Genomic DNA, 20,584 nt, shown 5'->3' on the forward strand with positions numbered 1-20,584 from the left:
TCAACCTCACCCGCGCCGCTGGCTGCCTGGCTGGCGGACACTGCGCCAAAGCCCGCATCGCCACGCTGCGCCGTCAGCTGATCAACGTTCCCGCCCGCATCGCGCACCGGGCACGCCGGCTGATCCTGCACCTACCCCAGCACTGGCCCTGGGAACCGGCCTGGCTGGCACTGTCGGCAACCGCCCACGCCCCGCCCAGGACTGCCTGATCAGCATCCCGCCTTCTCAAGGCTCGACCGGAGACCCTGTCGTGGAAAGCTGGACAGACCAGCGGTTTCCGGCTGCCCACAGCCGCGAGCAAGATCGCTGACGCAGCCACTTCACGAAACCAAGATCACCAGCAATCTAGACCGGTGGATCGAGGCTAAGTGGACGATGCCCGGTGCACTGTCGTTGACGATCAAGGGATAGGGTCTCGCCCCATGCGATCGGGTATGCCCACGATTACCGTTCTCGGTGTGCCGGTCGCCGCGCTCACCGCGCGGCAGGCGATCAGCGAGGTGTCCGGCCTGCTCGCCGCGCCCGGACCGCAGACCCTGATGTACGTCAACGCGCACTCGATGAACCTGGCCCGCTCCCACCGCCGATACCGAGCCTGCCTCGCCGACGCCGACCTGGTGCTCAACGACGGGTCCGGCCTGGCCATGGCGGCCCGCGTGCGCGGCCGTCGGTTTCCGGCCAACCTCAACGGCACCGACTTCACGCCCGAGGTGCTGCGGCTGGCCGCCCAGGAGGGCCTCAGCGTCTACCTGCTGGGCGGTCGCCCCGGCGTGGCGGCGCGGGCGGCGGATCGGCTTGCCGAGCGCATGCCCGAGCTGAAAATCGTCGGCCATCACCACGGCTACTTCCGTGACGACGAGGGCGTCGCGGTCGCCGCGCGGATCCGGGAGACCGGGGCCGACGTCGTGCTGGTGGCGATGGGCAATCCGCGCCAGGAGCTGTGGCTGTCCGAGCACCTCCCGGCCACCGGGGCGGCGCTGGGTGTGGCGGTCGGAGCCTTCCTCGACTTCGCCGCCGAGCTGGTTCCGCGCGCTCCCCGGTGGATGCGGCAGGCCGGGATCGAGTGGGTGTACCGGCTCGTCCGGGAGCCGATGCGCCTGTTCACCCGTTACGTGGTCGGCAACCCGCTGTTCGTGGCGCGGGTGCTGGCCGACCGGGTCCTCGCGGCCCTTCGCTAGGGAGAAAGCCATGATCTGCTTCGTCACCAGCTATCCGTTGTCCCGTCAGGACCTGGGCGGCAGCGGATGGGTGGACCGGCGGCTGCTCCCCGTGTTCGCCGGCCTGGCCGACGAGGTCGAGGTGCTGTGCGTGACCGGTCCCGAGGGGGAGTGGCGGGAGCGGATCGACGGCGTCGAGGTGACGGCGCGCGCGGCCGGCGACGTGCCGTTGGAGCTGCGGAGCGACCGGCTTTCCCTGGCCCGGGTGGCCGCCGGCATGCTGATCAGCCCGGAGCCCTACCTGGCCCGCAAGTTCACGGTATTTCCCGGTTGGCGCAAGGCAGTCGAGCTGCTGCGCTCCCGCGCCGCCGGCCGGCAGGTGGTGACCAGCGGCTGGCCGGGCCTTGTGCTCGCGGACGCCGCGGGGGTGCCGGTGGCCGCGCACGTGGCGCACAACGTGGAGTCGGTGATCGCCGAGGAGCACTCGCCGCGGCCGCTGCGGATGCTCGGCGAGATCCCGCGCCTGCGCCGGATGGAACGCCGGCTGCTTGCCCTTCCCGACCACGTCTACGCCCTGTCCCGGCAGGACGCTGCGGATCTTCATGCGACGGCGCTGCCGATCCCGCTGTCGCCGGCCGGCGCCCCGGCCGGCCGCACGGTCGGCTTCATAGGCAAGGCGAGCTGGCCGCCCAACGCCCGGGCGCTGGAGGTCCTGCTCGGGCCGGTGCACGACCGGTTGACGGCCATGGGCGTCCATGTGGACTTCGTGCTGGCCGGTAAGGGAACCGAGCAGTTCGCCGCGCATCCCCGGGTGGTCGCCAGCGGGGCCGTGGACGACGTCGCCGACTTCTACCAGCAGGTTGGGGTGGCCGTGGTGCCTCGGTTCGGCGCCAGCACGGGCGTCAGCGTGAAGGTGTTGGAGGCGGCCGAGTTCGGGGTGCCGTCGGTGCTGCCCCGGTCGCTGGCCGAGGCGATCGATCCCGACGGTCCATGGCTGGTCGCCGAGACGGCCGACGAGGTGGCGGAGGCGATTCGACGATGGCGGTCCGGAGAACAGGCCCCCGATGCCGTGGAATGGGCGCGCAAGCAAGACTCCGCTCGTACCGCCGTCCTGCTGCGTGACGTGTTCGTCTGACGATGGAGGGATGCTCACCTAGGTGCCTACGGCCGGGTGGCGTTCTCGCACGGCGAGCGTAACGAAATCGCCCAAAAGGGGCATATAACCCGCGTTGGTGGACTTGGATTGGCGGCGCGACCCGTCCGCTGCAGGATGGTCGTCGCGTCGACGGTGAGGAGGTCAGGTGCCGGGTCTGATCCGTCAGGCGTTGCGTTTCCGGGTGGGCATGCCCAGTTCGATCACGCTCGGCCCCGTCGTGACCAGGGGGAAGGTCGTCGAGCTGCGACCGCCCGTCACCGCCGACGCCGCCGAGTGGTCGCGGCTGGTGCGCCCGGAGCGCGCCCGGCTGGAGCCGCGATGGCCGGAGAGCGACCTCGACTGGCCGACGCGGACCAGCGAGGCTGCCTGGCGGGACCGCTGCGCCGAATTCCGGGGGCTGGCCCGCGCCGGCGCCGCCCTGCCGTTCCTGATCACAGTCGACGGCGAGATCGCCGGCGAGCTCCGCCTGGACCGGATCGACCGTGACCGCGGCTCGGCCGAGGTGCAGGTGTGGATCTCGCAGGAACGCGAGAGAGCCTCGATCGCTGCCTCCGCGCTGCGTTTGCTGCTGCACCACGCCTTCGGCGAGCACGAGCTGCGCCGGCTGACGGCCGCGATCGCCGCTGGCGACCACGGCGCCGCCGCCCTGTTCGGCCGCGCGGGTTTCCGGCGTGAAGGAATTCTCCGTGCCTACCGCAAAAACACCGATTACGAGCTGTGGTCACTACTGGCCACGGACCGGCCTGAAGAGTCCATTTCGGACCTACCTATGGTGTCGGCGATGGACGTTCCCGGTGGCGGCAGGGGCTTCGAGCGGTCCAGCGCGTTGCAGCGTCGGCTGCACGAGCTGGTTCCCGGCGGCGCGCACACCTATGCCCGCGGCTCCGACCAGTATCCCGAGCACATGGCGCCCGTCCTGGTGCGTGGTGACGGCTGCCGGGTCTGGGACGCCGACGGCAACTGCTTCATCGAGTACGGCATGGGCCTGCGCTCGGTCACCCTCGGCCACGGCTACCGGCCGGTGCTCGACGCCGTGCACAAGGCGCTGGCCGACGGCGTCAACTTCTCCCGGCCGACCGAGCTGGAAGTGGCCGCGGCCGAGGACTTCCTGCGCCTGGTGCCCGGCGCGGACATGGTGAAGTTCGCCAAGAACGGCTCGGACGCCACCACCGCCGCCATCCGGCTGGCCCGCGCGGTCACCGGGCGGGACATGATCGCCGTGGCCGACCAGCCCTTCTTCTCGGCCGACGACTGGTTCATCGGCGCGGTGGAGATGAACGCCGGCGTGCCCGAGGCCACCCGTGACCAGACCGTGCGCTTCCAGTTCAACGATCTCGACTCGCTGCGCCTGCGCTTCGCCGAGAACGGCAACCAGATCGCGTGCGTGGTGATGGAGGCCGCGACCGCGCTGGCCGAGCCGGAACCTGGCTTCCTGGAAGGGGTTCGCGCGCTCTGTGACGCCCACGGGTCGCTGTTGGTCTTCGACGAGATGATCACCGGGTTCCGGTGGTCAGCCAGCGGCGCGCAGTCCGTGTACGGGGTGCGGCCCGACCTGTCCTGCTGGGGCAAGGCCATGGGCAACGGCTTCCCGATCTCCGCGCTGGCCGGCCGGCGTGACCTGATGGAGCTGGGCGGGCTGCGCACCGACTCGCCGCGGGTGTTCCTGCTCTCGACCACGCACGGACCGGAAACCGTGTCCCTGGCGGCATTTCGCGCCGTGGTGAAGGCCTACACCGTGACGCCCGCCCCCGGAGTCGTACTTACAAGTGGACAGGGTTAAAGTAAGCGCGTACTCGAACGGGTGAGCTCCAGTTGTCACGGAGTTACTATGGCCCCTGACTATGTCCACGGTGCTCCACCTTTAAACAGGCCGATGCAGTGCGAGCGTGTACGTGGATGGCTAATTGCAAAGCGTTACGGAGTGGCAGCTAGGAGGAATACTGGCCGCGATGTTACACTCGGGGTCGAGGAGTTCGTCGCCGCCATCGGCCGGCCCTCGTGCATGGTGTTCACGACGCGGGGCCCGGACGGTCGGCCGTCGCAGCCGTTCCGCACGCTGTTCCTCCAGGAGATGCTCCGCCGCGGTGTGCTGGGGCAGTCGTTCGTCATCTCGGCCGCCCACACGGTGGCCGACGTCGAGCACACCATCCAGGCCACCCGTGAGGCGCTGGCCGTCTACCGCCGTGCGCTCGAAGACGGTGCCGTGGACCGGTTCCTGATCGGTCGGCCGGTCGCGCCGGCGCTGCGCTCGCTCGCCTCGCCACGTCAACTCTGATCCCGGACATCCGGCCCTGGGCACAAAAAATGAGGACGCTGGCCGATTTCCGACCAGCGTCCTCGGTTGACCACCGGTGAGGGTGCTCCGGCTCTGCCCCTCGTAGTGCCGGGGAGACGATCACCGGTGGCCAAGTTGTGGAGCCCCGACGCCACGGGGGCACGCGACGCCGGGGCGCCAGCCCCCGACCTGACCGGGCGCGGTCGGCAGGTCGGGAAGATCCGGGACATCGGGGGAGGGTCGTCGCCCGCGGCATGACACAACCGGGAGGACGTGCTCGACGCGATTTGCCCTGCGCGGCGGTGACCCACTTGCTTGGGGGCATCCCCGGGCCCGGATCGGCTCGGCGCGGCCGCGAGAGGGCGCAAGGGTGCCCCGCGGCCATGGGCGTCGTCAGTCGGGCGAGGTGCTGGGCAGACCAGGAGCGCCGTCGCTGACGCGCTTGGCGCTGTGTTCCTCGGTCGTCGAGCCGGGGGTGGGACGGAAGCCCGTGCCCGGCGGCGTGAAGCCGGCGATGCCGTTGGCGCCGCCGAGGTCGTGGCTGGCCGTGCCGCCGGTGGACGGGGCCGAGATGGGCTGCGCCGCCGGCTGTTGCAGCGGCAGGTCGATCGGCTGTTGCGGCAGGTCGGGCTGGACGCCGCTGGACGAGCCCATGGACGGCGCGGTGACCTTAAAAAAAAAAACGGCGCGAGGTGGCTCACCGGCGGCGCGGCCTGCTGGACCGGCGGCGCGGGCGGTGGGGCCGGCACGGCCGGAGGCGGGGGCGGGGGCACGGTCGGCTTCGTCGGCACGGTGACGGTCGTGGAACCCGTCCACACGTCGCCGGAGTCGCTGCTGGAGGAGGAGCTCTGCCCGCCGGTGGCGCCGCCGCCATGTCCGCCGGACTGGGGGCCGCCGGGATTGACCGAGCCGGAATCGGTTCCGCCGCCACCGCCCTGGTCGGACGGCGGCTGGATGGCCGACACGCCGCCGAGGCGGTGGTGATGGCCGCCGAGGTTGGTGACCAGGCCGTTGAACAGGTCGGACAGGTCCGACTGGAGTGTGTCGGCGGTGCTGCCGGCGGTGGCGTCGTTCTGGTGCGCGTCCGACGAGGTGGCGGCGTTGGCCACGGCGGCGCCGAACACGAAGGCCAGCAGCGTCAGGCCGCCGGTCACGGCGATGCGGATGACGGCAGCGCGCAGGGCGGCGCCGGCGCACCGCACCTCACTCGCGCTGGCCACTGTCACCACCACCGTCCGCCCTGCCGGCCCACAAACGTTGAAGTTGTCGGATCCGTCGTCGAGACATGTTTAGCATCGCGATGTCGATTTGCACATGTGCTCGTCGCCGACCGCTCGGATAGCGGCACGTCCGGGATCAGTCTCGCACAACGTGGCAACTGTGTGTCGTCATCGGCGGGCCGCCACTCGTTTGAGGGTTTTCGGCCGTGCGGTGGATCCGACCCGGGGCCGGACGCTTCTAACCCGGCGACCAACTCGCCCGCGGGGAGGAACGAGTGGAAGTCGACACAAGACCGGGCGCGGCCGAACTGCTCAGGGCCGCGGAACTCGGGGATCGGGCGGCCTGGCGCGAACTCGTCGCCCGGCACACGCCCACCGTCTGGGCTGTTGCCCGATCGCATCGGCTGGATCGTGCCGACGCCGCCGATGTCGTGCAGAACACCTGGCTGTCCTTGCTGGAAAATATGAATCGAATTCATGATCCGGCGGCGCTGGCGGCCTGGCTGGCCACCACCGCGCGGCGGCACTCGCTGCGCCTGCTGGCCGCTCGCCGCCGCGAGACCCCGGCTGACGAGGCACGATTGGACCTCGCCGAGGCCGATGCCGCCGACGTCGCCGTGCTGCGGGACGTTCGCGACGGCGTGCTGTGGCGGGCATTCACCCAGTTGTCCGAACACTGCCAGCGGGTGTTGCGGGTGGTCGTCCACTCGCCGGAACTGTCCTACCAGCAGGTCGCCACCGCACTCGGCATCCCGATCGGCAGCATTGGGCCGACAAGGGGAAGATGTCTGGCCGAACTCCGCCGAAAGGCATCGTTGTCGGGACTGTTCCGGGAGGATGCGCGATGACGCATGTGTCGGCCTGGGCGCTGGCCGGTGCGCTCGATCGCGCACTTCTCAAGCAACTCAGGGTGCTGCTGTGTGGAATCGACCCCGTTCCGCCCGCGGTCCTGATGGCCGCCTCTTCACTCGGTCAGCGCATTGTGCCGTCTCGGAGGGTAATGGCGAACACGGTGTTGATCGGGTGACTACGACAATGGGGTCCCGAACCTCTCGAGACCCCATTGTTACGGTTTGCCCGCTCAGGCGAGCTTGCGCAGCCGCGCGATCGCCTCGTCGATTACCTCGTCACGCTTGCAGAAAGCAAAACGCACCAGGTGCTGCCACTGCTCGGGATGATCGGTGAACACCTGCACCGGCACGCCCGCGACGCCGATCCGCTCCGGCAGCTGCCGGCACAGCTCGGCGCCGTCGGCGAAGCCCAGCGGCCGCACGTCCGCGCACACGAAGTAGGTGCCCGCGGCCTGCCGCACCGCGAACCCGGCGTCGGCCAGGCCCGCCGACAGCCGGTCGCGCTTGCGGCTCAGGTCGTCACGCAGCCGGTCCACCCAGGCCAGCTCGTTGCGCAGGGCGTAGGCGACGGCCGGCTGGAACGGCGCGCCGCCCACGAACGTGATGAACTGCTTGGCCGCGCGCACCGCCGCCACCAGTTCGGCCGGGCCGCACACCCAGCCGATCTTCCAGCCCGTGGCGTTGAAGGTCTTGCCCGAGCTGGAGATGGCCACCGTGCGCTCGTACATGCCGGGCAGCGCCGACAGCGTCACGTGCTCGCGGCCGTCGTAGAGCAGGTGCTCGTACACCTCGTCGGTGATCGCGATCAGGTCGTGCTCGACGCACAGCTTCGCGACCTCCTCCAGCTCCTGCCGGGTGAAGACCGTGCCCGTCGGGTTGTGCGGCGAGTTGAGCAGCAGCGCCTTCGTGCGGGGCGTCACCGCCGCCCGCAGCGCGTCCACGTCCAGCGCGAACCGGTCGCCGTCCTCGACCAGCGGCACCACCTTGCGGGTCGCCCCGGCCAGCGCCACCGACGCCGCGTACGAGTCGTAGTACGGCTCGACCAGCAGCACCTCGTCGCCCGCCTCGACCAGCGCCAGCAGCGCCGCCGCGATCGCCTCCGTCGCGCCCACCGTGACCAGGACCTGCGTGTCCGGGTCGTACTCCGTGCCGTAGCGACGGCGGTGCTCCGCGATCGCCTGCCGCAGCTCCGGCCGGCCGGGACCCGGCGGGTACTGGTTGACGCCCTCGCCGATCGCCCGCTGGGCCGTCGCGAGCATCTCCGCCGGGCCGTCCGTGTCCGGGAAGCCCTGGCCGAGGTTGACCGCGCCGGTTCGGGTGGCCAGCGCGGTCATCTCCGCGAAGATCGTCGAGGTGAACGGCCGCAGCCGGGGCACGAGAGCAGGTGTACGCACCCTCGGATCCTCGCCGATCCGTCCCCGAGATGTCATCCGCCCGCACCCCGATCTCCGTCACTGATCACGGCGCGTCGCCGCCCGCGCAGGGAGAATGGCCGGTGTGGACCTGGAGAGACTCACCGCGGCGGAGCTGGTCAAGCGGCGCGCGCTGCGCCGGATGAAGGCCGTGGCCGTCGGGCTGCTGGTGTTCGCCGCCATCGTCTACGCGCTCACCGGCGTCTTCGCCGGGCCGGTCTGGGTCGGCTACGTCCATGCCGCCGCCGAGGCCAGCATGGTCGGCGCCCTGGCCGACTGTTCAGCCGTCCCGCCCCTGTTCCGCCGCCCCCTCGGCCTGCCCATCCCGCACACCGCCCTCATTCCCAACCGCAAGAACCTGCTCGGCGCCAGCCTCGGCGACTTCGTCGGCAGCAACTTCCTGTCCGAGCAGGTCGTCCGCGACCGCCTGCACCGGGCCGAGATCAGCAAGCGGGTCGGCGTGTGGCTGTCCCAGCGGGACAACGCCCAGCGCATCACCTCAGAGTTCTCCAACCTCGCCCGCGGCCTGGTCACCGTGCTCCGTGACGAGGACGTCCAGGCCGTCGTCGAGCACGCCGTCGTCCAGCGCCTCATGGCCATTCCCTGGGGGCCGCCCCTGGGCAAGCTGCTCGGCCAGGTCCTGGCGGACGGTTCCCACCACAAGCTCGTCGACCTCATGGCCGACCGGGCCTACGAGTGGGTCCGCGACAACCACGAGGCCATCAAGCGCATCGTCTCCGACCGCTCGCCGTCGTGGTCCCCCAAGTTCGTCGACTCCATCCTCGGCGAACGGATCTACAACGAGATCCTCGCCTTCGCCTGGGCCATGAAGACCGACGTCAACCACCCCATGCGGGACGCCGTCGACCGCTTCCTCATCGACTTCGCCGGCGACCTCCAGACCGATCCCCTCACCATGGAGCGGGCCGAGCAGGTCAAGCACCAGGTGCTCACCCATCCCGAGGTCCAGCACGTCATCGGCACCACCTGGGCCAACGCCAAGCGCATGCTGCTCGACGCCGCCGAGGACCCCTCCAGCGAACTGCGCCGCCGCGTCCTGGACGGCCTCATCTCCCTCGGCGTCCGCCTCGAGTCCGACGACTCCACCCGTTCCAAGGTCGAGGGCTGGATCGAGGGCGGCGCCGCCTACGTCGTCACCCACTACCGCGCCGAGATCCTCACCCTGATCACCGACACCATCGAGCGCTGGGACGCCGAGGAGACCTCCCGCAAGATCGAGCTCCAGGTCGGCCGGGACCTCCAGTTCATCCGCATCAACGGCACCGTCGTCGGCGCCCTGGCCGGCCTGGTCATCTACACCTGCTCACAGCTGCTGTTCTGATCCCGGCCCGGGGCTCCCACCCGCCCGTTGACGGTGCTGGCGTTGAGGGTTCCGTCCGCCTGTCTGTTGTCCTGCCGGCTCTCTGCCGCTGCCACATGCGCTTCCTATGTGGCACCGGGACGCAAGTAGGAAGCGCATGTGGCAGCTGCTCAGGACGCCGTGGCGCGGGCGCGTTCGCGCCAGGCGCGGGCCTTTTCGCGGTTGCCGCAGACGCGCATGGAGCACCAGGTGCGGGAGCGATTGCGGGAGCGGTCGTAGAAGGCGAGGCGGCAGTCGGGGGCGGAGCAGATCTTGAGTCGGTCCCAGTAGCCGAGGACGGCGAGGCGGGCGGCGGCGGCCAGGACGGCGCCGAGGGCGTCGCCGGCGGTGAGGACGGGCACGCCGGCGCTGAGCTCGATGCGGATGGAGCCGTGGGCCACGGCGGGCGGCAGCGGGACGGCGGAGCCGTGGTGGGCTAGGGCGACGGCACGGAGGGCGTCGCGGCTGGACCGGGCCTTGGCGAGGGGGCCGGGGGCGCCCAGGCCGAGCGAGGTGGACCACTGGAGCCAGGAGCGCTCGTCGGAGAGCACGTCGGTGGACTCGGTCATGTTCACGGTGTTCAGGAAGGCGAGCAGCAGTTCGACGTCCCGCTCGGCGTCCCAACCGGTTTCCTGCACGGCGCGGGCGCCGGCGGCCGTACCAGTCACCACTCCACTGTAAGCGGAGAATTCAAGGGGCAAGATCGAAGCAGGTCAAATGCTATGCACCAGGGGTATAGCCCGAAGGTATACACCGGGGGTACAGTGGTGGCCATGTCGATCGGACTCACCCTGCTGGGCCTGCTGGAGACGGGGCCGCGCCACGGCTACGACCTCAAGCGGGCCTACGACGAGCACTTCGGACAGGACCGGCCGCTGCACTACGGCCAGGTCTACTCGACGCTGTCCCGCCTGCTGCGCGACGGCCTGGTCGAGGTGGACGGGGTGGAGGCGGGCGAAGGCCCGGAGCGCAAGCGGTACGCGATCACGGCATCGGGCGTGACGGACGTCCGGGACTGGCTGGTGACGCCGGAACGGCCGGAGCCGTACCTGCACAGCACGCTGTACACGAAGGTGGTGCTGGCCCTGATGTCCGGCCGCAGCGCGGCGGAGGTGCTGGACGTCCAGCGCGGGGCGCACCTGGAGACGATGCGGACGCTGACCCGTCGCAAGCTGACAGGCGACCTCGCGGACCAGCTGATCTGCGACCACGCGCTTTTTCACCTGGAAGCCGACCTGCGCTGGCTGGAACTGACGGCGGCCCGGCTGGACCAGCTGTCGGCGGAGGTGCGGCGATGAGCGGGCCACTGCTGGAAGCCATGGATCTGTACAAGTCCTTCGGCCCCACGCCGGCGCTGGACGGCGCGGGCATGAGCCTGTGGCCGGGCGAGGTCGTGGCGGTGATGGGCCCGTCCGGCTCGGGCAAGTCGACGCTGCTGCACTGCCTGGCCGGCATCCTGCGCCCGGACAGCGGGACGGTCTCCTACAACGGCACGGAGCTGAGCGCGCTGTCTGATGTGGCGCGGAGCGAGCTGCGGCGCACGGAGTTCGGGTTCGTCTTCCAGTTCGGGCAGCTGGTGCCGGAGCTGACGAGCCTGGAGAACGTGGCACTTCCCCTGCGGCTGGGCGGAATGCGCCGCCGCGAGGCGGAGCAGGCGGCGACGGAGTGGTTGGAGCGCCTGGAAGTCGCCGACGTGGCCGGCAAGCGCCCGGGCGAGACGTCCGGTGGCCAGGGGCAGCGGGTCGCGGTGGCACGGGCGCTGGTCACCCGGCCCAAGGTGGTCTTCGCGGACGAGCCGACGGGCGCCCTCGACTCCCTCAACGGCGAGCGCGTGATGCGGCTGCTGGTCGCCGCGGCCAAGGACACCACCGCGGCGGTCGTCCTGGTGACGCACGAGGCCCGCGTCGCGGCGTACTCCGATCGCGAAGTCGTTGTGCGCGACGGCAAGTCCACGCAGGTGGAGCTGATTCCGTGACGATGTTGCGACTGCGGCCGCGACGAAGGCTCCGCCAGTGGTGGATCGACCTGATGCTGGGCATTCGCCTGGCCGTCGGCGGCGGACGGGCGGGCTGGGGGCGGCTGGCGCTGACGGCGGTCGGCGTCGGCCTGGGCGTGACGGTGCTGCTGGCCGCGACCTCGGTCAGCCACATGCTCCAGGCCCGCGACGACCGCGGCTACGCGCGAGCGGTCCCCACCAGCGAGTCGGCGAAGATCCCCGGTGTCGACCCGGTCTACGCCGCCCTGCGTGAGACCACGTTCGACGACCGCGATTTCGAGGGCGTCATCGTCCAGAAGACCGGCCCGAACGCCCCGCTGCCGCCCGGTGTCGACCGGCTGCCGGACGTCGGCGAGGTCGTGCTTTCCCCGGCGCTGCGCCAGTTGCTGGACTCGCCGGAAGGTGAGCTGCTGCGGCCCCGGTTCCCGGAACGTGTTGTGGGAACGGTGGATCCGAGCGGGCTGACCGGTCCGCACGAGCTGTTCTTCTACGTCGGCGTGCCCGATGTGGCCGGGTCGTCCGGCTCGGCCGTCACCTACCACTTCGGCCGGCCGAGCCAACCCCGCTACCTGGACGGCCTGCTGTGGCTGCTGATCGCGCTCGGCTCGGTCGCGCTGCTCATGCCGGTGGTGGTTTTTGTCGCGACGAGCACCAGACTTGCCGCCGCGGCCAGGGATCGGCGGCTGGCGGCGCTGCGGCTGGTCGGCGCGGACGGCGAGCAGGTGCGGCGGATCGCGGCCGGCGAGGCCTTCGTGGGCGCACTGGTCGGACTGGTCGTCGGCGTCGGCCTGTTCGCCCTCGGACGGGCGATCGTGCCGACCCTCGACCCGCCCGCCCTGCGCGGCGGCATCTTCGCCGCAGACGTCCGTCCCGATTGGACACTCGTGGCGCTGATCCTGGTGGTCGTCCCGGTGCTCGCGGTGGTGATCGCGATGTTCTCGTTGCGGCGCGTCATGATCGAGCCGCTGGGCGTGGTGCGGCGGGCCCGCAACCAGCGCCGCCGGCTGTGGTGGCGGCTGGTGCCGCCGGTGGCCGGGGTCGCGCTGCTGGCCAGTCAGGGCGGCCGGCTCAGTCAAAAAACTCGAAAAAAGGCTAGCAACTGCCGGTGACAAAAAAGCATCGTGCTGCTGCTGTCCTCGGTGCCGCTGCTGCTGCCGTGGCTGGTGGACCAACAAAAATAAAACAAGCTGGGCGGCGGCTCCCCGGCCTGGCAGCTGGCGATCCGGCGGCTCCAGCTGGACAGCGGCACACCGGCCCGGGTGGTCGGCGGCGTCGCGGTGGTGCTGGCCGGCGCGATCGCGTTGCAGACGCTGTTCATCCAGGCCGAGGAGGAGTACCTGCCGCCGGGCGGGATGCCGCCAGGCGTGTCGGTGAACATGACCGCGGCGCCGCTCGGTCAGGCGCTGGCTCTGGAGGCGGTGCTGCACAAGGTGCCGAACACGGCGTCGGTCAACGCCTCCGTCACGGTCAACGTGCACGACGCCGCCAACGGGGCCACCATGCGCGTCGGTCCGTGCGAGGAGTTGCTGCGGCTGACCGCGATCAAGCAGTGCCAGGACGGCGACCTGTTCACGTCGGCCAAGCCCCACAGCGGGGCGTTCGCACCGGTCGCCGGTCAGCACGTCATCCTCACCACCTACGGAAACGGGCAGCAGAAGGACGTCGCATGGCAGATGCCGGCCGCCCTGCACACGACGACGCTGCTCACGGACGACACCGGGACCCTGTGGGCCACGCCGGGCGCCCTGGCCGGCCTCGACGCGGCGGTGGTCGATCTGCATGGGACCCTGCAGCCGACGTCGCCCGACGGCAACTACGTGGAGCACGTGCGCAATGCCCTGGCGCCGTTCGGCTGGAACGCCAACGCGTTCTCGGCGACGGACGCCTCCACCAGCACCTTCGTGCTGATCGCCCGGGTGCTGATGGTCGGCTCGGTGATCACGCTGCTGCTGGCCGCGGCGAGCCTGCTGGTGGTGGCGCTGGAGCAGATCCGCGAGCGGCGGCGGGCGCTGGCGGTGCTGGCCGCCAACGGCGTGCAGCGCATCGTGCTGGCCCGGTCGCAGTTGTGGCAGACGGCGGTGCCGATCGCCGTGGCGGTGATCGTGGCCCTGGTGTCGGGTCTGCTGCTGGCCGGTCTGCTGCTGTTCGTCACGAGGCAGCCGCTCGACTTCGACTGGGCCACCATCGGGATCTTCGTGGCGACCGCCGTCGTCGCGGTCCTGATCAGCACCGGCTGCACGCTGCCGGCGCTGTGGCGGGCGGCGAACGCGGAAGGCCTGCGCGACGAGTGAAGCCGTCAGGTCTTGTGCGCCGAATCCTTGGCCAGGTGGTCCTGGATACGCGCGTGCCGGAACTGGTAGCGCGCGCCGACCTGCCGGAGGACGCCCAGCTTGTGGGCGTCCTCCAAGAACTCCAGCAGCCGGTACGGCACCCGCCCTCGCAGCGCCAGCCACGCCCGCGCCACGGTGAACCACCACCAGTTGCGCGACATCACGGCGAGCACAAAACCCAGCAGGGCGCCGGAACTGAAGCCCAGCCACACCATCCCGGTCCGCCCGGCCCCGAACAGCAGTGCCGCCGCCGACCCGACGCCGACCCCGAACACCAGGCACACCAATCCGACCAGAGCCCGATCCCGCGCCATGGTCGCCTCGGGGCTGGGCGGGCGGCTCAACTCCACCGGGCTGCCCAGCGAGAACCGCAGCGCCGTTGCGATGGCCACGCTCAGGCCGGAGATCAGCCCCGGATCAGCGCCGAACATCGCCCCGAACACCAGGCCGACCGCGGTGCCGGCGACCAGGCTCACCACCAGCATGCTGCGCGCGGCCCCGAACCGCATCGAGGCGGAAGCGTTGCGCCCCTTGGACGTCGCGTTGATCAGGGTGCCCACGCTGACCAGGCAGCCGGCGCTGGCCCCGGTCCACGAGGCCACGTCCAGCACGGTCAGCTTGTTCACCAGCGCCACCATCATGCCCACGCTCAGCGCCGTGAGCAGACCGAGCGAGACGGCGTTCAACACCGTCAGCCAGTACCGGTGCACCAGCCGCCGCAGCTCCCACCACGGCAGCTCCCGCTGCTGCATGCGTGCGGCCAGAAACTCCAGCCACACCTTGGCCTGCTCGGGCGGCCAGTGGTCCGAGGTCAGCGGCAGGTACTCGTTGTCCTCCGCCGGGAACAGCGTCGGCACCAGCTCGTCCAGCAGGAACTCCTCGATCGTGGCGCGATCGGGGAAACGGTTGGGGTCCAACAACTCCGTCGGGTTGGTGGCCACGTCCGCGTACTTGGTCCTGGTCAGCCACACCATCAGCGGGCTGCCCAGCGCCGCGGCCAGCGGACCGTTCGGGTCGTGCCGCAGCTGCATCAGCAGCGGCTCCCACCGGGACGCCCCGAACCGGCTCGAACTCCCGCGCAGCACCTCGGCCAGCGTCTCCTCGCCCACCGGCTCCAGCTCGACGACATGGGCGTTGCGCAGCGGGCCGGTCTTGGCCACCGTCGAGGTGTAGGCCCGGCGGCGTGACGTCAGCACGACCGGGGTGGCCGGTGGCATCGCGCGGTCGATGCCTTGCAGCGCCGAGATCCGGAGGTTGGCCGGCACCTCGTCGAAGGCGTCCAGGATCGGCAGCACCCGGCGCTGCTCGATGAGCAGGTCGGCGGCGTAGCTGCCGTACAGCTCGATGTTGCGCAGCGCCGGGTAGTCGTCCCTGAGCCGCTGCGTCATCCACGTGCGCAGGTCGACCCGCGGATTCCACGCCCCCAACGGAAGCACCAGCGGCAAAGGGTCGTTCAACGCGGCGTCGTCCAGCAGCCCCAACGCCAACAGCGTGGCCAGCGACGACTTCCCCGAGCCGGCCGGCCCGAGCACCACCAGCCGACGACCCGGCAGCCGCCGGTACCAGGGCACCAGCTCCTCCAGCGAGCCGTACAGCTGCGCCGGCTGGCACTTCGGGTCGGCCAGCTCCGGCGAAGCCCCCAGCCACCGCACGTTCAGCTGGCACGGCGCCACCAGCTCCCGCCCCTCGGCCTCGGCCCGCAGCTGGGTCGTGGTGGCGGCCGCCAGGGCGCGGGTGGCCGCCGTGAGCTGGGCGGTCGTGCTGGGTCGGTGGCGGTCCCCGCAGCCACGGGTCGAGCAGCCCGATCATCGTTCCCACTCAAAGGCCTTCTGCTTCAAGTCATCGAGGCCAGCAATCCTAGGGTGCAGCTCTTAACAGAGTAAAAATGGGGACCATGACATGTTTTATCACAACACGTTAGCATGAGCCTCACATATAAAACACTAGCTCCCGCACGGGTCTTTTTTGTTGTCGAAGGCCTGTGTTTCGCATAAGTTGCGCTCGCGGTATAACTGCTCGCGTAGTTCGCGAGCCCGTTCATCAACGCATACCTCTGAAACGAATCCCCAGCTTCAATCAGCCTATGGTGGCGGGTCGAGCAGCCCGATCAACACGACGAACAGCAGCACCACCGCGCCCAGCCAGGTGGTGGGGTTGACGCCGTCCTGCGTCCACACCAGGCCGACCGTCGCCAACAGGGCGATCAGCACACAGGCGATGACGACGGCACGCTGCCGGATGAGGGACACGTCAGCATCATGACCGAACGGCCGTTACCGCGCGTCGGGAACCCGTGGCGCGTCGTCACTCCGCATGCCGAATCGTTAACGGATCTCGGCCACGTGGTCGATGCTGGCCAGGTCGTCCTCGTCGTCGGTGACGTCGGCGGCGAACCACGCGTCGAGGATCTCGTCGAGCAGCGGCAGCGAGGTCATCCGCAGGCTCAGCGCCAGCACGTTGGCGTCGTTCCAGCGGCGGGCGCCCTGCGCGGTGTAGGCGTCGGTGCACAGCGCGGCCCGCACGCCGGCCACCTTGTTGGCGGCGATGGACGCGCCGGTGCCGGTCCAGCAGCACACCACGCCCTGCTCGGCGCGGCCCTCGGCGACGTCGCGGGCGGCGGCTTCGCTGGCCCGGGCCCAGTCGCTGGACTCGCCGTCGCTGAGCGCGCCGTGCACCAGGACGTCGTGGCCGCGCTTGCGCAGTTCCTCGGCGATGTCGGCGCCGATCCCGTCGAGCATGTCCGCGGAAACCGAAATCTTCACCCGGCACACGCTACTCACCCAGCCGCCGGCCGGGCACACAAGCGCCCTAGTCCAACGGCCAGCGGTGCGGTGAATCCGGGCTGTCCAGCCAGAACTCCTGCCCGCCGGGCGTGACCGTCAGCCCGAACCGCTCGCGCGGCGGCTGCCCGAGCGCCTCCCACTCCTCGTGCGCGGCCTCCGCGATGCTCCACAGCCGGCGCGGACCGCCCTCGCTCACGCTGTGCCGCGAGTAGCACGCCCACGAGCCGTCGGCATGGGCCAGCCACGTCTGGCTGCGGGTGTCCGACCACGCGCTCACGTGCGGCAGCGCCAGTCCCGCGAAGAACTCGAACCGGCCGGCCGGCCGTAACAGCCGTTTCGGCGTCAACTCGGTCGTACGAGCCGATCCCTGGCTGCCGCGCACCTTGTCGGCCAGCTCGCTCACCCGCGGCCCGCGATGCGCCCGCAGCGGCATGAACCGCCCGTCCGAGGCCAGGACCCGGCCCGTGGCACGGCCGTCGCCGTCCGGCGTGAGCTTGACCAGGCCGGCACCGAGCTGTCGGTTCAGCGTTGTCACGATGTAGCCGCCGGGTGCGGTCTGGGCCAGCCACGCCAAGGGAATCGTCGACACCGAGCAGGTGCCCAGCACTCGGTCGTACGGAGCGTTGGCCGGATAGCCCTCGGCGCCGTCGGCGGCCACGCACGTGGGATGAAACCCCACCGCCGCAAGGTGTTCCGCCGCGCGGGCGGCGATCGCCGGGTCGACGTCGACGGTGGTGACGCGGTCCTGGCCGAGCCGGTGGCACAGCAGCGCCGCGTTGTAGCCGGTGCCGGCCCCGATCTCCAGCACGGCGTCGCCGTCGCGGATGTCCAAGGCGGCCAACATGATTGCCATGATCGAGGGTTCGCTGGAGGAGCAGGTCGGCGTGCCGCGCACCGGTCCGTCCAGTGCCGCCTGCCGCAGCGATTCGTCGCCGTCGAGCTGCGTGATGGCGACTCGGTTGCGATATACGTTGCGCAGCCACGATTCCTCGGCCGAGGTGAGCAGGCTCCACGCCCCGTCGGGCCGCTGCTCGAACAGCCACGGCAGGAACTCGTGCCGTGGCACCGCCGCGAACGCCGCCAGCCAGCCGGCATCCAGCGGCAGGCCCTCCTCGACCAGCTCGTCCACCAGCCGGCCGCGCAGCCTGCGCGCCTCGGATTCCCGCTCGGCACGCATGCTGACCACGGTAGACCGGTGTGACAGCAACCACGCCACAACTGCAAGCACTGCGCTTGCAACTGCTAGCGCCGGCACGTACGGTGGAAGCACGGAAGGAGGCGGGATGGACAGCAAACGCAGCGTCGCCGATCAGGCCGTGGACGCGGTCGCCGACCTGGGGCGAGACATCGGCGACTACATCCGCGAGCAGCGCAGCACCGCGCAGATCTCCCTGCGCCAGCTGGCGAAGCTGGCGGGAGTGTCCAACCCGTACCTGAGCCAGATCGAACGGGGCCTGCGCAAGCCCAGCGCGGAGATCCTGCAACAGATAGCCAAAGGGCTGCGGATCTCGGCCGAGGCGCTGTACGTGCAGGCCGGAATCCTGGAGCAGCGGGTGGGTGGCGCGGTGGTCGACGCCGTGCTCGCCGACACCGAGCTCACCGAGCGGCAGAAGCAGGTGCTGCTCGACGTCTACGAGACCTTCCGGCGGGAGAACGCTGCCAAGCGCCCCGCCGACGCAACCGAGGACACCGAGGAGTGATCCAGATGCCGACCCTTCCCACCACCGAGGACTTCCGCAAGACGGGCGAGACGGTCTCCGCCGCCTTCGTCGCGGTCCTGGAGCAGGCCAAGACCCCGCTGCTGGCCGCCCTCGGCGCCGGCGACCTGGCCGGCAAGGCCCTGACCGACGCCCTGACCAAGGCCCGCACCCAGGTCAACGAGCGCGCCGAGGCCGCCCGTGAGGCCGTCGAGGACCTGCCGGGCCTGCGCGAGAAGCTGGACCCGTCCGAGCTGCGCAAGCTGCTCGACACCTACACCTCCGCCGCCTCCAGCCTGTACGGCTACCTGGCCGAGCACGGCGAGGAGACGCTGAAGACGCTGCGCGAGCAGCCGCAGGTCAAGGTCGTCCTGGAGCAGGTCGGCGACCTGCAGAGCCGGGCCGACGAGGCGCTGGGCAACATCGCCCGCCGCACCCGCTCGACCGGCGAGAAGGTGGCCGAGGACATCGAGGACGCGGCCGAGAACATCGCCGAGGCCGTCGTGGACGCCGGTGGCGAGGCCGCCGCCGAGACCCGCAACGTGACCCGCAAGGCCGCCAACAAGGCGTCCGCGCCGAAGAAGCCGGCCGCCCCGAAGGCCGAGACGCCGGCCGACGAGACCCCCGAGGCCTGAGCCGACGAACCGCGCCGGGGCACATCCTTCACGGGTGTGCCCCGGCACCGGCATTTCCGAGGGTCGCCTCCGGCACGTAGGGTGGGATCGTGACGTACGGGCTCGACTACTGGATCCTGTTCGCGATCTGGTGCGCAGGCATGCCGGTGGGCGCCTTCGCGTTCCTGCACGCGCTGGTCCAGCGCGCGGACGCGTTCACGGTCGCGGAGCGCATGACCAAGCTGGCGTGGTCGCTGATCACGGGTGGCGCCCTGGCCGGGCTCTACCTGTTCCGGCCGTACGGCACCACCTTCATCCTGTGGATGGCGGCGCTGGTCGCGGTGCTCGTCTACATCGTGGACGTCCGGCCGAAGCTCAACGAGGTCCAGCGCGGCGGCAATCGCTGGTGATCGGATCGCTGGCGAGCGGTCTGCGCTGGCAGGGGCACGGCCGGGACCTTCCGGTCACGCTGGTCGCCCCCGGCCTCGGCGCGACGCCCGGCGAGGCCCGCATACCCGCATCCGGTTTGTCCGGTACGCGGGTCGTTGTCACGTTTCCCTCGCACGGCGACGCCGCTGATGCCCCGGCCGGCTATTGGACGTACCCGACGATCGGCGCCGACCTGGAGCGCGTGGCCGACGAGGTCGGAGCCACGCGAGCGGTCGGTGTGTCGATGGGCGCGGGCGGCCTCACCGAGCTGCTGACCCGGCGGCCCGACCGTTTCGACCGGGTTGCCCTGTTGCTGCCCGCGGCGCTGGACAAGCCCCGCGCGACCCCGGCCATGTGGGCGTTCGAGCAGCTGGCCGACGCTGTCGAGGCTGGCGATGTGAATGGCCTGCGGGACCTGGTCGCGGCTGAGGTGCCGGCCGGAATCGCCGTGGGGGAGCACGTTTCCAGCCGTGTCGACGCGCTCATGAGGCTCGGCGACGCGTTGCGCACGTTGCCGGAGCAGGTGCCCGTCGACGACGCTTCGGCCCTGCAAGCCGTGCGGTCAGAGGTCCTGGTCATCGGGGCCGTCGGCGATCCGCTGCACCCCGAGCAGGTAGCCCGCGATGTCGCGGCGGCGCTGCCCAACGGCCGGCTGGAGCTCGTCGACTCGCCCGCGCCCCTGCTCACGCACCGCCGAGAGGTCCGCTCGCTGCTGGTGGAATTCCTCGCTGGCTAGGGTGGCGTCATGGCGTGGAGCATTGCTGGCACCTTGCACGTGGAACCCGTCCTGAGCCGGACCGAGCTGCTGGCCGACCCCGTGCTCGCCGCGATTCGGGCGATGGACGCCGCCGACATCGACCGCATCGGCGTCACGGAGATCGACCCCGACCTCGCCGACACGGCCGCATTCTGCGAGCACTACGGCTCGCCGCTGGACGCGTCCGCCAACTGCGTGGTCGTCGCGGGCAAGCGGGCCGGGGAACTCCGCTACGCGGCCTGCATGATCCTGGCGACGACGCGGGCCGACGTGAACGGCGTGGTCAAGCGCCGCCTCGACGTGCGCAAGGCCTCGTTCGCGCCGATGGACGACGCCGTCGGCATCACCGGCATGCAGTACGGCGGCATCACGCCCATCGGCCTGCCGGCGGACTGGCCGCTGCTTCTCGACGCGCGCGTGGCCGTCGCCCCGGAGCTGGTCATCGGCAGCGGCATTCGCGGCGGCAAGCTGCTCGTGCCCGGCGACCTGCTGGCCAAGCTGGCCGGCGCCGAGGTCATCGAGGGTCTGGCCAGTTAACAGTGCCGAA

Annotated in this window: 21 protein-coding genes and 3 pseudogenes; 17 read left to right on the forward strand and 7 right to left on the reverse strand. The window is 70.8% G+C overall.

The genetic code is table 11. The features are described from left to right. The 5 genes and pseudogenes from KUTG_RS61770 to KUTG_RS66470 form a co-directional block, all read left to right on the forward strand. Nucleotides 1-209: pseudogene (locus KUTG_RS61770) on the forward strand (IS1380 family transposase); the annotation flags it as partial. A gap of 225 nt (nucleotides 210-434) precedes the next feature. Further along, nucleotides 435-1,178: a WecB/TagA/CpsF family glycosyltransferase gene (locus tag KUTG_RS29040; protein WP_198047347.1), complete on the forward strand. Its 744-nt coding sequence runs from the start codon at nucleotides 435-437 to the stop codon at nucleotides 1,176-1,178. A 10-nt stretch (nucleotides 1,179-1,188) separates the two neighbouring features. Further along, nucleotides 1,189-2,292 (forward strand): glycosyltransferase, encoded by a 1,104-nt coding sequence (locus tag KUTG_RS29045; protein WP_043721233.1) that lies wholly within the window; start codon nucleotides 1,189-1,191, stop codon nucleotides 2,290-2,292. Between the two features lie 208 nt (nucleotides 2,293-2,500). Further along, nucleotides 2,501-3,004: pseudogene (locus KUTG_RS64040) on the forward strand (GNAT family N-acetyltransferase); the annotation flags it as partial. A gap of 90 nt (nucleotides 3,005-3,094) precedes the next feature. After that, nucleotides 3,095-4,588, forward strand: a pseudogene (locus tag KUTG_RS66470) (glutamate-1-semialdehyde 2,1-aminomutase). Between the two features lie 393 nt (nucleotides 4,589-4,981). On the opposite strand, the gene KUTG_RS29055 reads toward KUTG_RS66470, so the two are convergent. After that, the gene (locus tag KUTG_RS29055) at nucleotides 4,982-5,242 is read right to left on the reverse strand and encodes a hypothetical protein (protein ID WP_043721235.1); all 261 of its coding nucleotides are present in this window, start codon (nucleotides 5,240-5,242) and stop codon (nucleotides 4,982-4,984) included. 841 nt (nucleotides 5,243-6,083) lie between these two features. Here KUTG_RS29055 and KUTG_RS29065 point away from each other — a divergent pair. Further along, entirely contained in the window at nucleotides 6,084-6,656 is a 573-nt protein-coding gene (locus tag KUTG_RS29065; RefSeq protein ID WP_043721239.1) for an RNA polymerase sigma factor, read from the forward strand. After that, a complete protein-coding gene (locus tag KUTG_RS29070; protein WP_043721241.1) occupies nucleotides 6,653-6,835 on the forward strand; it encodes a hypothetical protein in 183 nt (60 codons plus the stop codon). Before KUTG_RS29065 ends, KUTG_RS29070 begins: the two co-directional genes overlap by 4 nt. Before the next feature lie 54 nt (nucleotides 6,836-6,889). Here the strand turns inward: KUTG_RS29070 and KUTG_RS29075 are convergent, their stop codons facing one another. Next, nucleotides 6,890-8,053, reverse strand: a complete 1,164-nt coding sequence (locus KUTG_RS29075; protein ID WP_043731009.1) for a pyridoxal phosphate-dependent aminotransferase — start codon at nucleotides 8,051-8,053, stop codon at nucleotides 6,890-6,892. Nucleotides 8,054-8,147: 94 nt separating this feature from the next. Here KUTG_RS29075 and KUTG_RS29080 point away from each other — a divergent pair, with 94 nt between their 5' ends. Further along, the gene (locus tag KUTG_RS29080) at nucleotides 8,148-9,413 is read left to right on the forward strand and encodes a DUF445 domain-containing protein (protein ID WP_043721243.1); all 1,266 of its coding nucleotides are present in this window, start codon (nucleotides 8,148-8,150) and stop codon (nucleotides 9,411-9,413) included. 149 nt (nucleotides 9,414-9,562) lie between these two features. Here the strand turns inward: KUTG_RS29080 and KUTG_RS29085 are convergent, their stop codons facing one another. Continuing rightward, nucleotides 9,563-10,099, reverse strand: a complete 537-nt coding sequence (locus tag KUTG_RS29085; RefSeq protein WP_369794526.1) for a CGNR zinc finger domain-containing protein — start codon at nucleotides 10,097-10,099, stop codon at nucleotides 9,563-9,565. A gap of 105 nt (nucleotides 10,100-10,204) precedes the next feature. Here KUTG_RS29085 and KUTG_RS29090 point away from each other — a divergent pair, with 105 nt between their 5' ends. From KUTG_RS29090 to KUTG_RS56755, 4 genes are all read left to right on the forward strand, one after another. Further along, nucleotides 10,205-10,729, forward strand: coding sequence for a PadR family transcriptional regulator (locus KUTG_RS29090; RefSeq protein WP_043721247.1), 525 nt, complete (start codon nucleotides 10,205-10,207; stop codon nucleotides 10,727-10,729). Continuing rightward, nucleotides 10,726-11,406 (forward strand): ABC transporter ATP-binding protein, encoded by a 681-nt coding sequence (locus KUTG_RS29095; RefSeq protein WP_043721249.1) that lies wholly within the window; start codon nucleotides 10,726-10,728, stop codon nucleotides 11,404-11,406. The genes KUTG_RS29090 and KUTG_RS29095 overlap by 4 nt, the downstream gene beginning before the upstream one ends. A 2-nt stretch (nucleotides 11,407-11,408) precedes the next feature. Then, the gene (locus KUTG_RS56750) at nucleotides 11,409-12,536 is read left to right on the forward strand and encodes an FtsX-like permease family protein (RefSeq protein ID WP_052395545.1); all 1,128 of its coding nucleotides are present in this window, start codon (nucleotides 11,409-11,411) and stop codon (nucleotides 12,534-12,536) included. A 150-nt stretch (nucleotides 12,537-12,686) separates the two neighbouring features. Further along, nucleotides 12,687-13,718 carry an FtsX-like permease family protein gene (locus KUTG_RS56755; RefSeq protein ID WP_052395546.1) on the forward strand — a complete coding sequence of 344 codons (1,032 nt, stop codon included), beginning with the start codon at nucleotides 12,687-12,689 and terminating at the stop codon, nucleotides 13,716-13,718. Between the two features lie 5 nt (nucleotides 13,719-13,723). Here the strand turns inward: KUTG_RS56755 and KUTG_RS29105 are convergent, their stop codons facing one another. From KUTG_RS29105 to tgmC, 4 genes are all read right to left on the reverse strand, one after another. After that, nucleotides 13,724-15,430, reverse strand: a complete 1,707-nt coding sequence (locus KUTG_RS29105; protein WP_043721250.1) for an NACHT domain-containing protein — start codon at nucleotides 15,428-15,430, stop codon at nucleotides 13,724-13,726. Between the two features lie 408 nt (nucleotides 15,431-15,838). Continuing rightward, nucleotides 15,839-16,006 carry a hypothetical protein gene (locus KUTG_RS59135; protein ID WP_157494843.1) on the reverse strand — a complete coding sequence of 56 codons (168 nt, stop codon included), beginning with the start codon at nucleotides 16,004-16,006 and terminating at the stop codon, nucleotides 15,839-15,841. A gap of 75 nt (nucleotides 16,007-16,081) precedes the next feature. Further along, entirely contained in the window at nucleotides 16,082-16,519 is a 438-nt protein-coding gene (locus tag KUTG_RS29110) for an RpiB/LacA/LacB family sugar-phosphate isomerase (RefSeq protein WP_043721253.1), read from the reverse strand. Between the two features lie 46 nt (nucleotides 16,520-16,565). Continuing rightward, nucleotides 16,566-17,717 carry an ATP-grasp peptide maturase system methyltransferase gene (gene tgmC, locus KUTG_RS29115; protein ID WP_043721255.1) on the reverse strand — a complete coding sequence of 384 codons (1,152 nt, stop codon included), beginning with the start codon at nucleotides 17,715-17,717 and terminating at the stop codon, nucleotides 16,566-16,568. A 106-nt stretch (nucleotides 17,718-17,823) separates the two neighbouring features. On the opposite strand from tgmC, the gene KUTG_RS29120 reads away from it, so the two are divergent. The 5 genes from KUTG_RS29120 (at nucleotide 17,824) to KUTG_RS29140 (ending at nucleotide 20,574) form a co-directional block, all read left to right on the forward strand. After that, nucleotides 17,824-18,240 carry a helix-turn-helix domain-containing protein gene (locus KUTG_RS29120; RefSeq protein ID WP_043721257.1) on the forward strand — a complete coding sequence of 139 codons (417 nt, stop codon included), beginning with the start codon at nucleotides 17,824-17,826 and terminating at the stop codon, nucleotides 18,238-18,240. 5 nt (nucleotides 18,241-18,245) lie between these two features. Further along, a complete protein-coding gene (locus KUTG_RS29125) occupies nucleotides 18,246-18,872 on the forward strand; it encodes a hypothetical protein (protein ID WP_043731011.1) in 627 nt (208 codons plus the stop codon). 89 nt (nucleotides 18,873-18,961) lie between these two features. Further along, on the forward strand, nucleotides 18,962-19,261 hold the full coding sequence (locus tag KUTG_RS29130; RefSeq protein WP_043721260.1) for a DUF2516 family protein: 300 nt from the start codon (nucleotides 18,962-18,964) through the stop codon (nucleotides 19,259-19,261). After that, nucleotides 19,258-20,016: an alpha/beta fold hydrolase gene (locus KUTG_RS29135; RefSeq protein ID WP_198047348.1), complete on the forward strand. Its 759-nt coding sequence runs from the start codon at nucleotides 19,258-19,260 to the stop codon at nucleotides 20,014-20,016. The genes KUTG_RS29130 and KUTG_RS29135 overlap by 4 nt, the downstream gene beginning before the upstream one ends. Before the next feature lie 9 nt (nucleotides 20,017-20,025). Beyond that, nucleotides 20,026-20,574, forward strand: a complete 549-nt coding sequence (locus tag KUTG_RS29140; protein WP_043721261.1) for a YbaK/EbsC family protein — start codon at nucleotides 20,026-20,028, stop codon at nucleotides 20,572-20,574. Nucleotides 20,575-20,584 lie beyond the last annotated feature (10 nt).

This window comes from Kutzneria sp. 744 (assembly GCF_000568255.1).
Lineage (GTDB): Bacteria > Actinomycetota > Actinomycetes > Mycobacteriales > Pseudonocardiaceae > Kutzneria.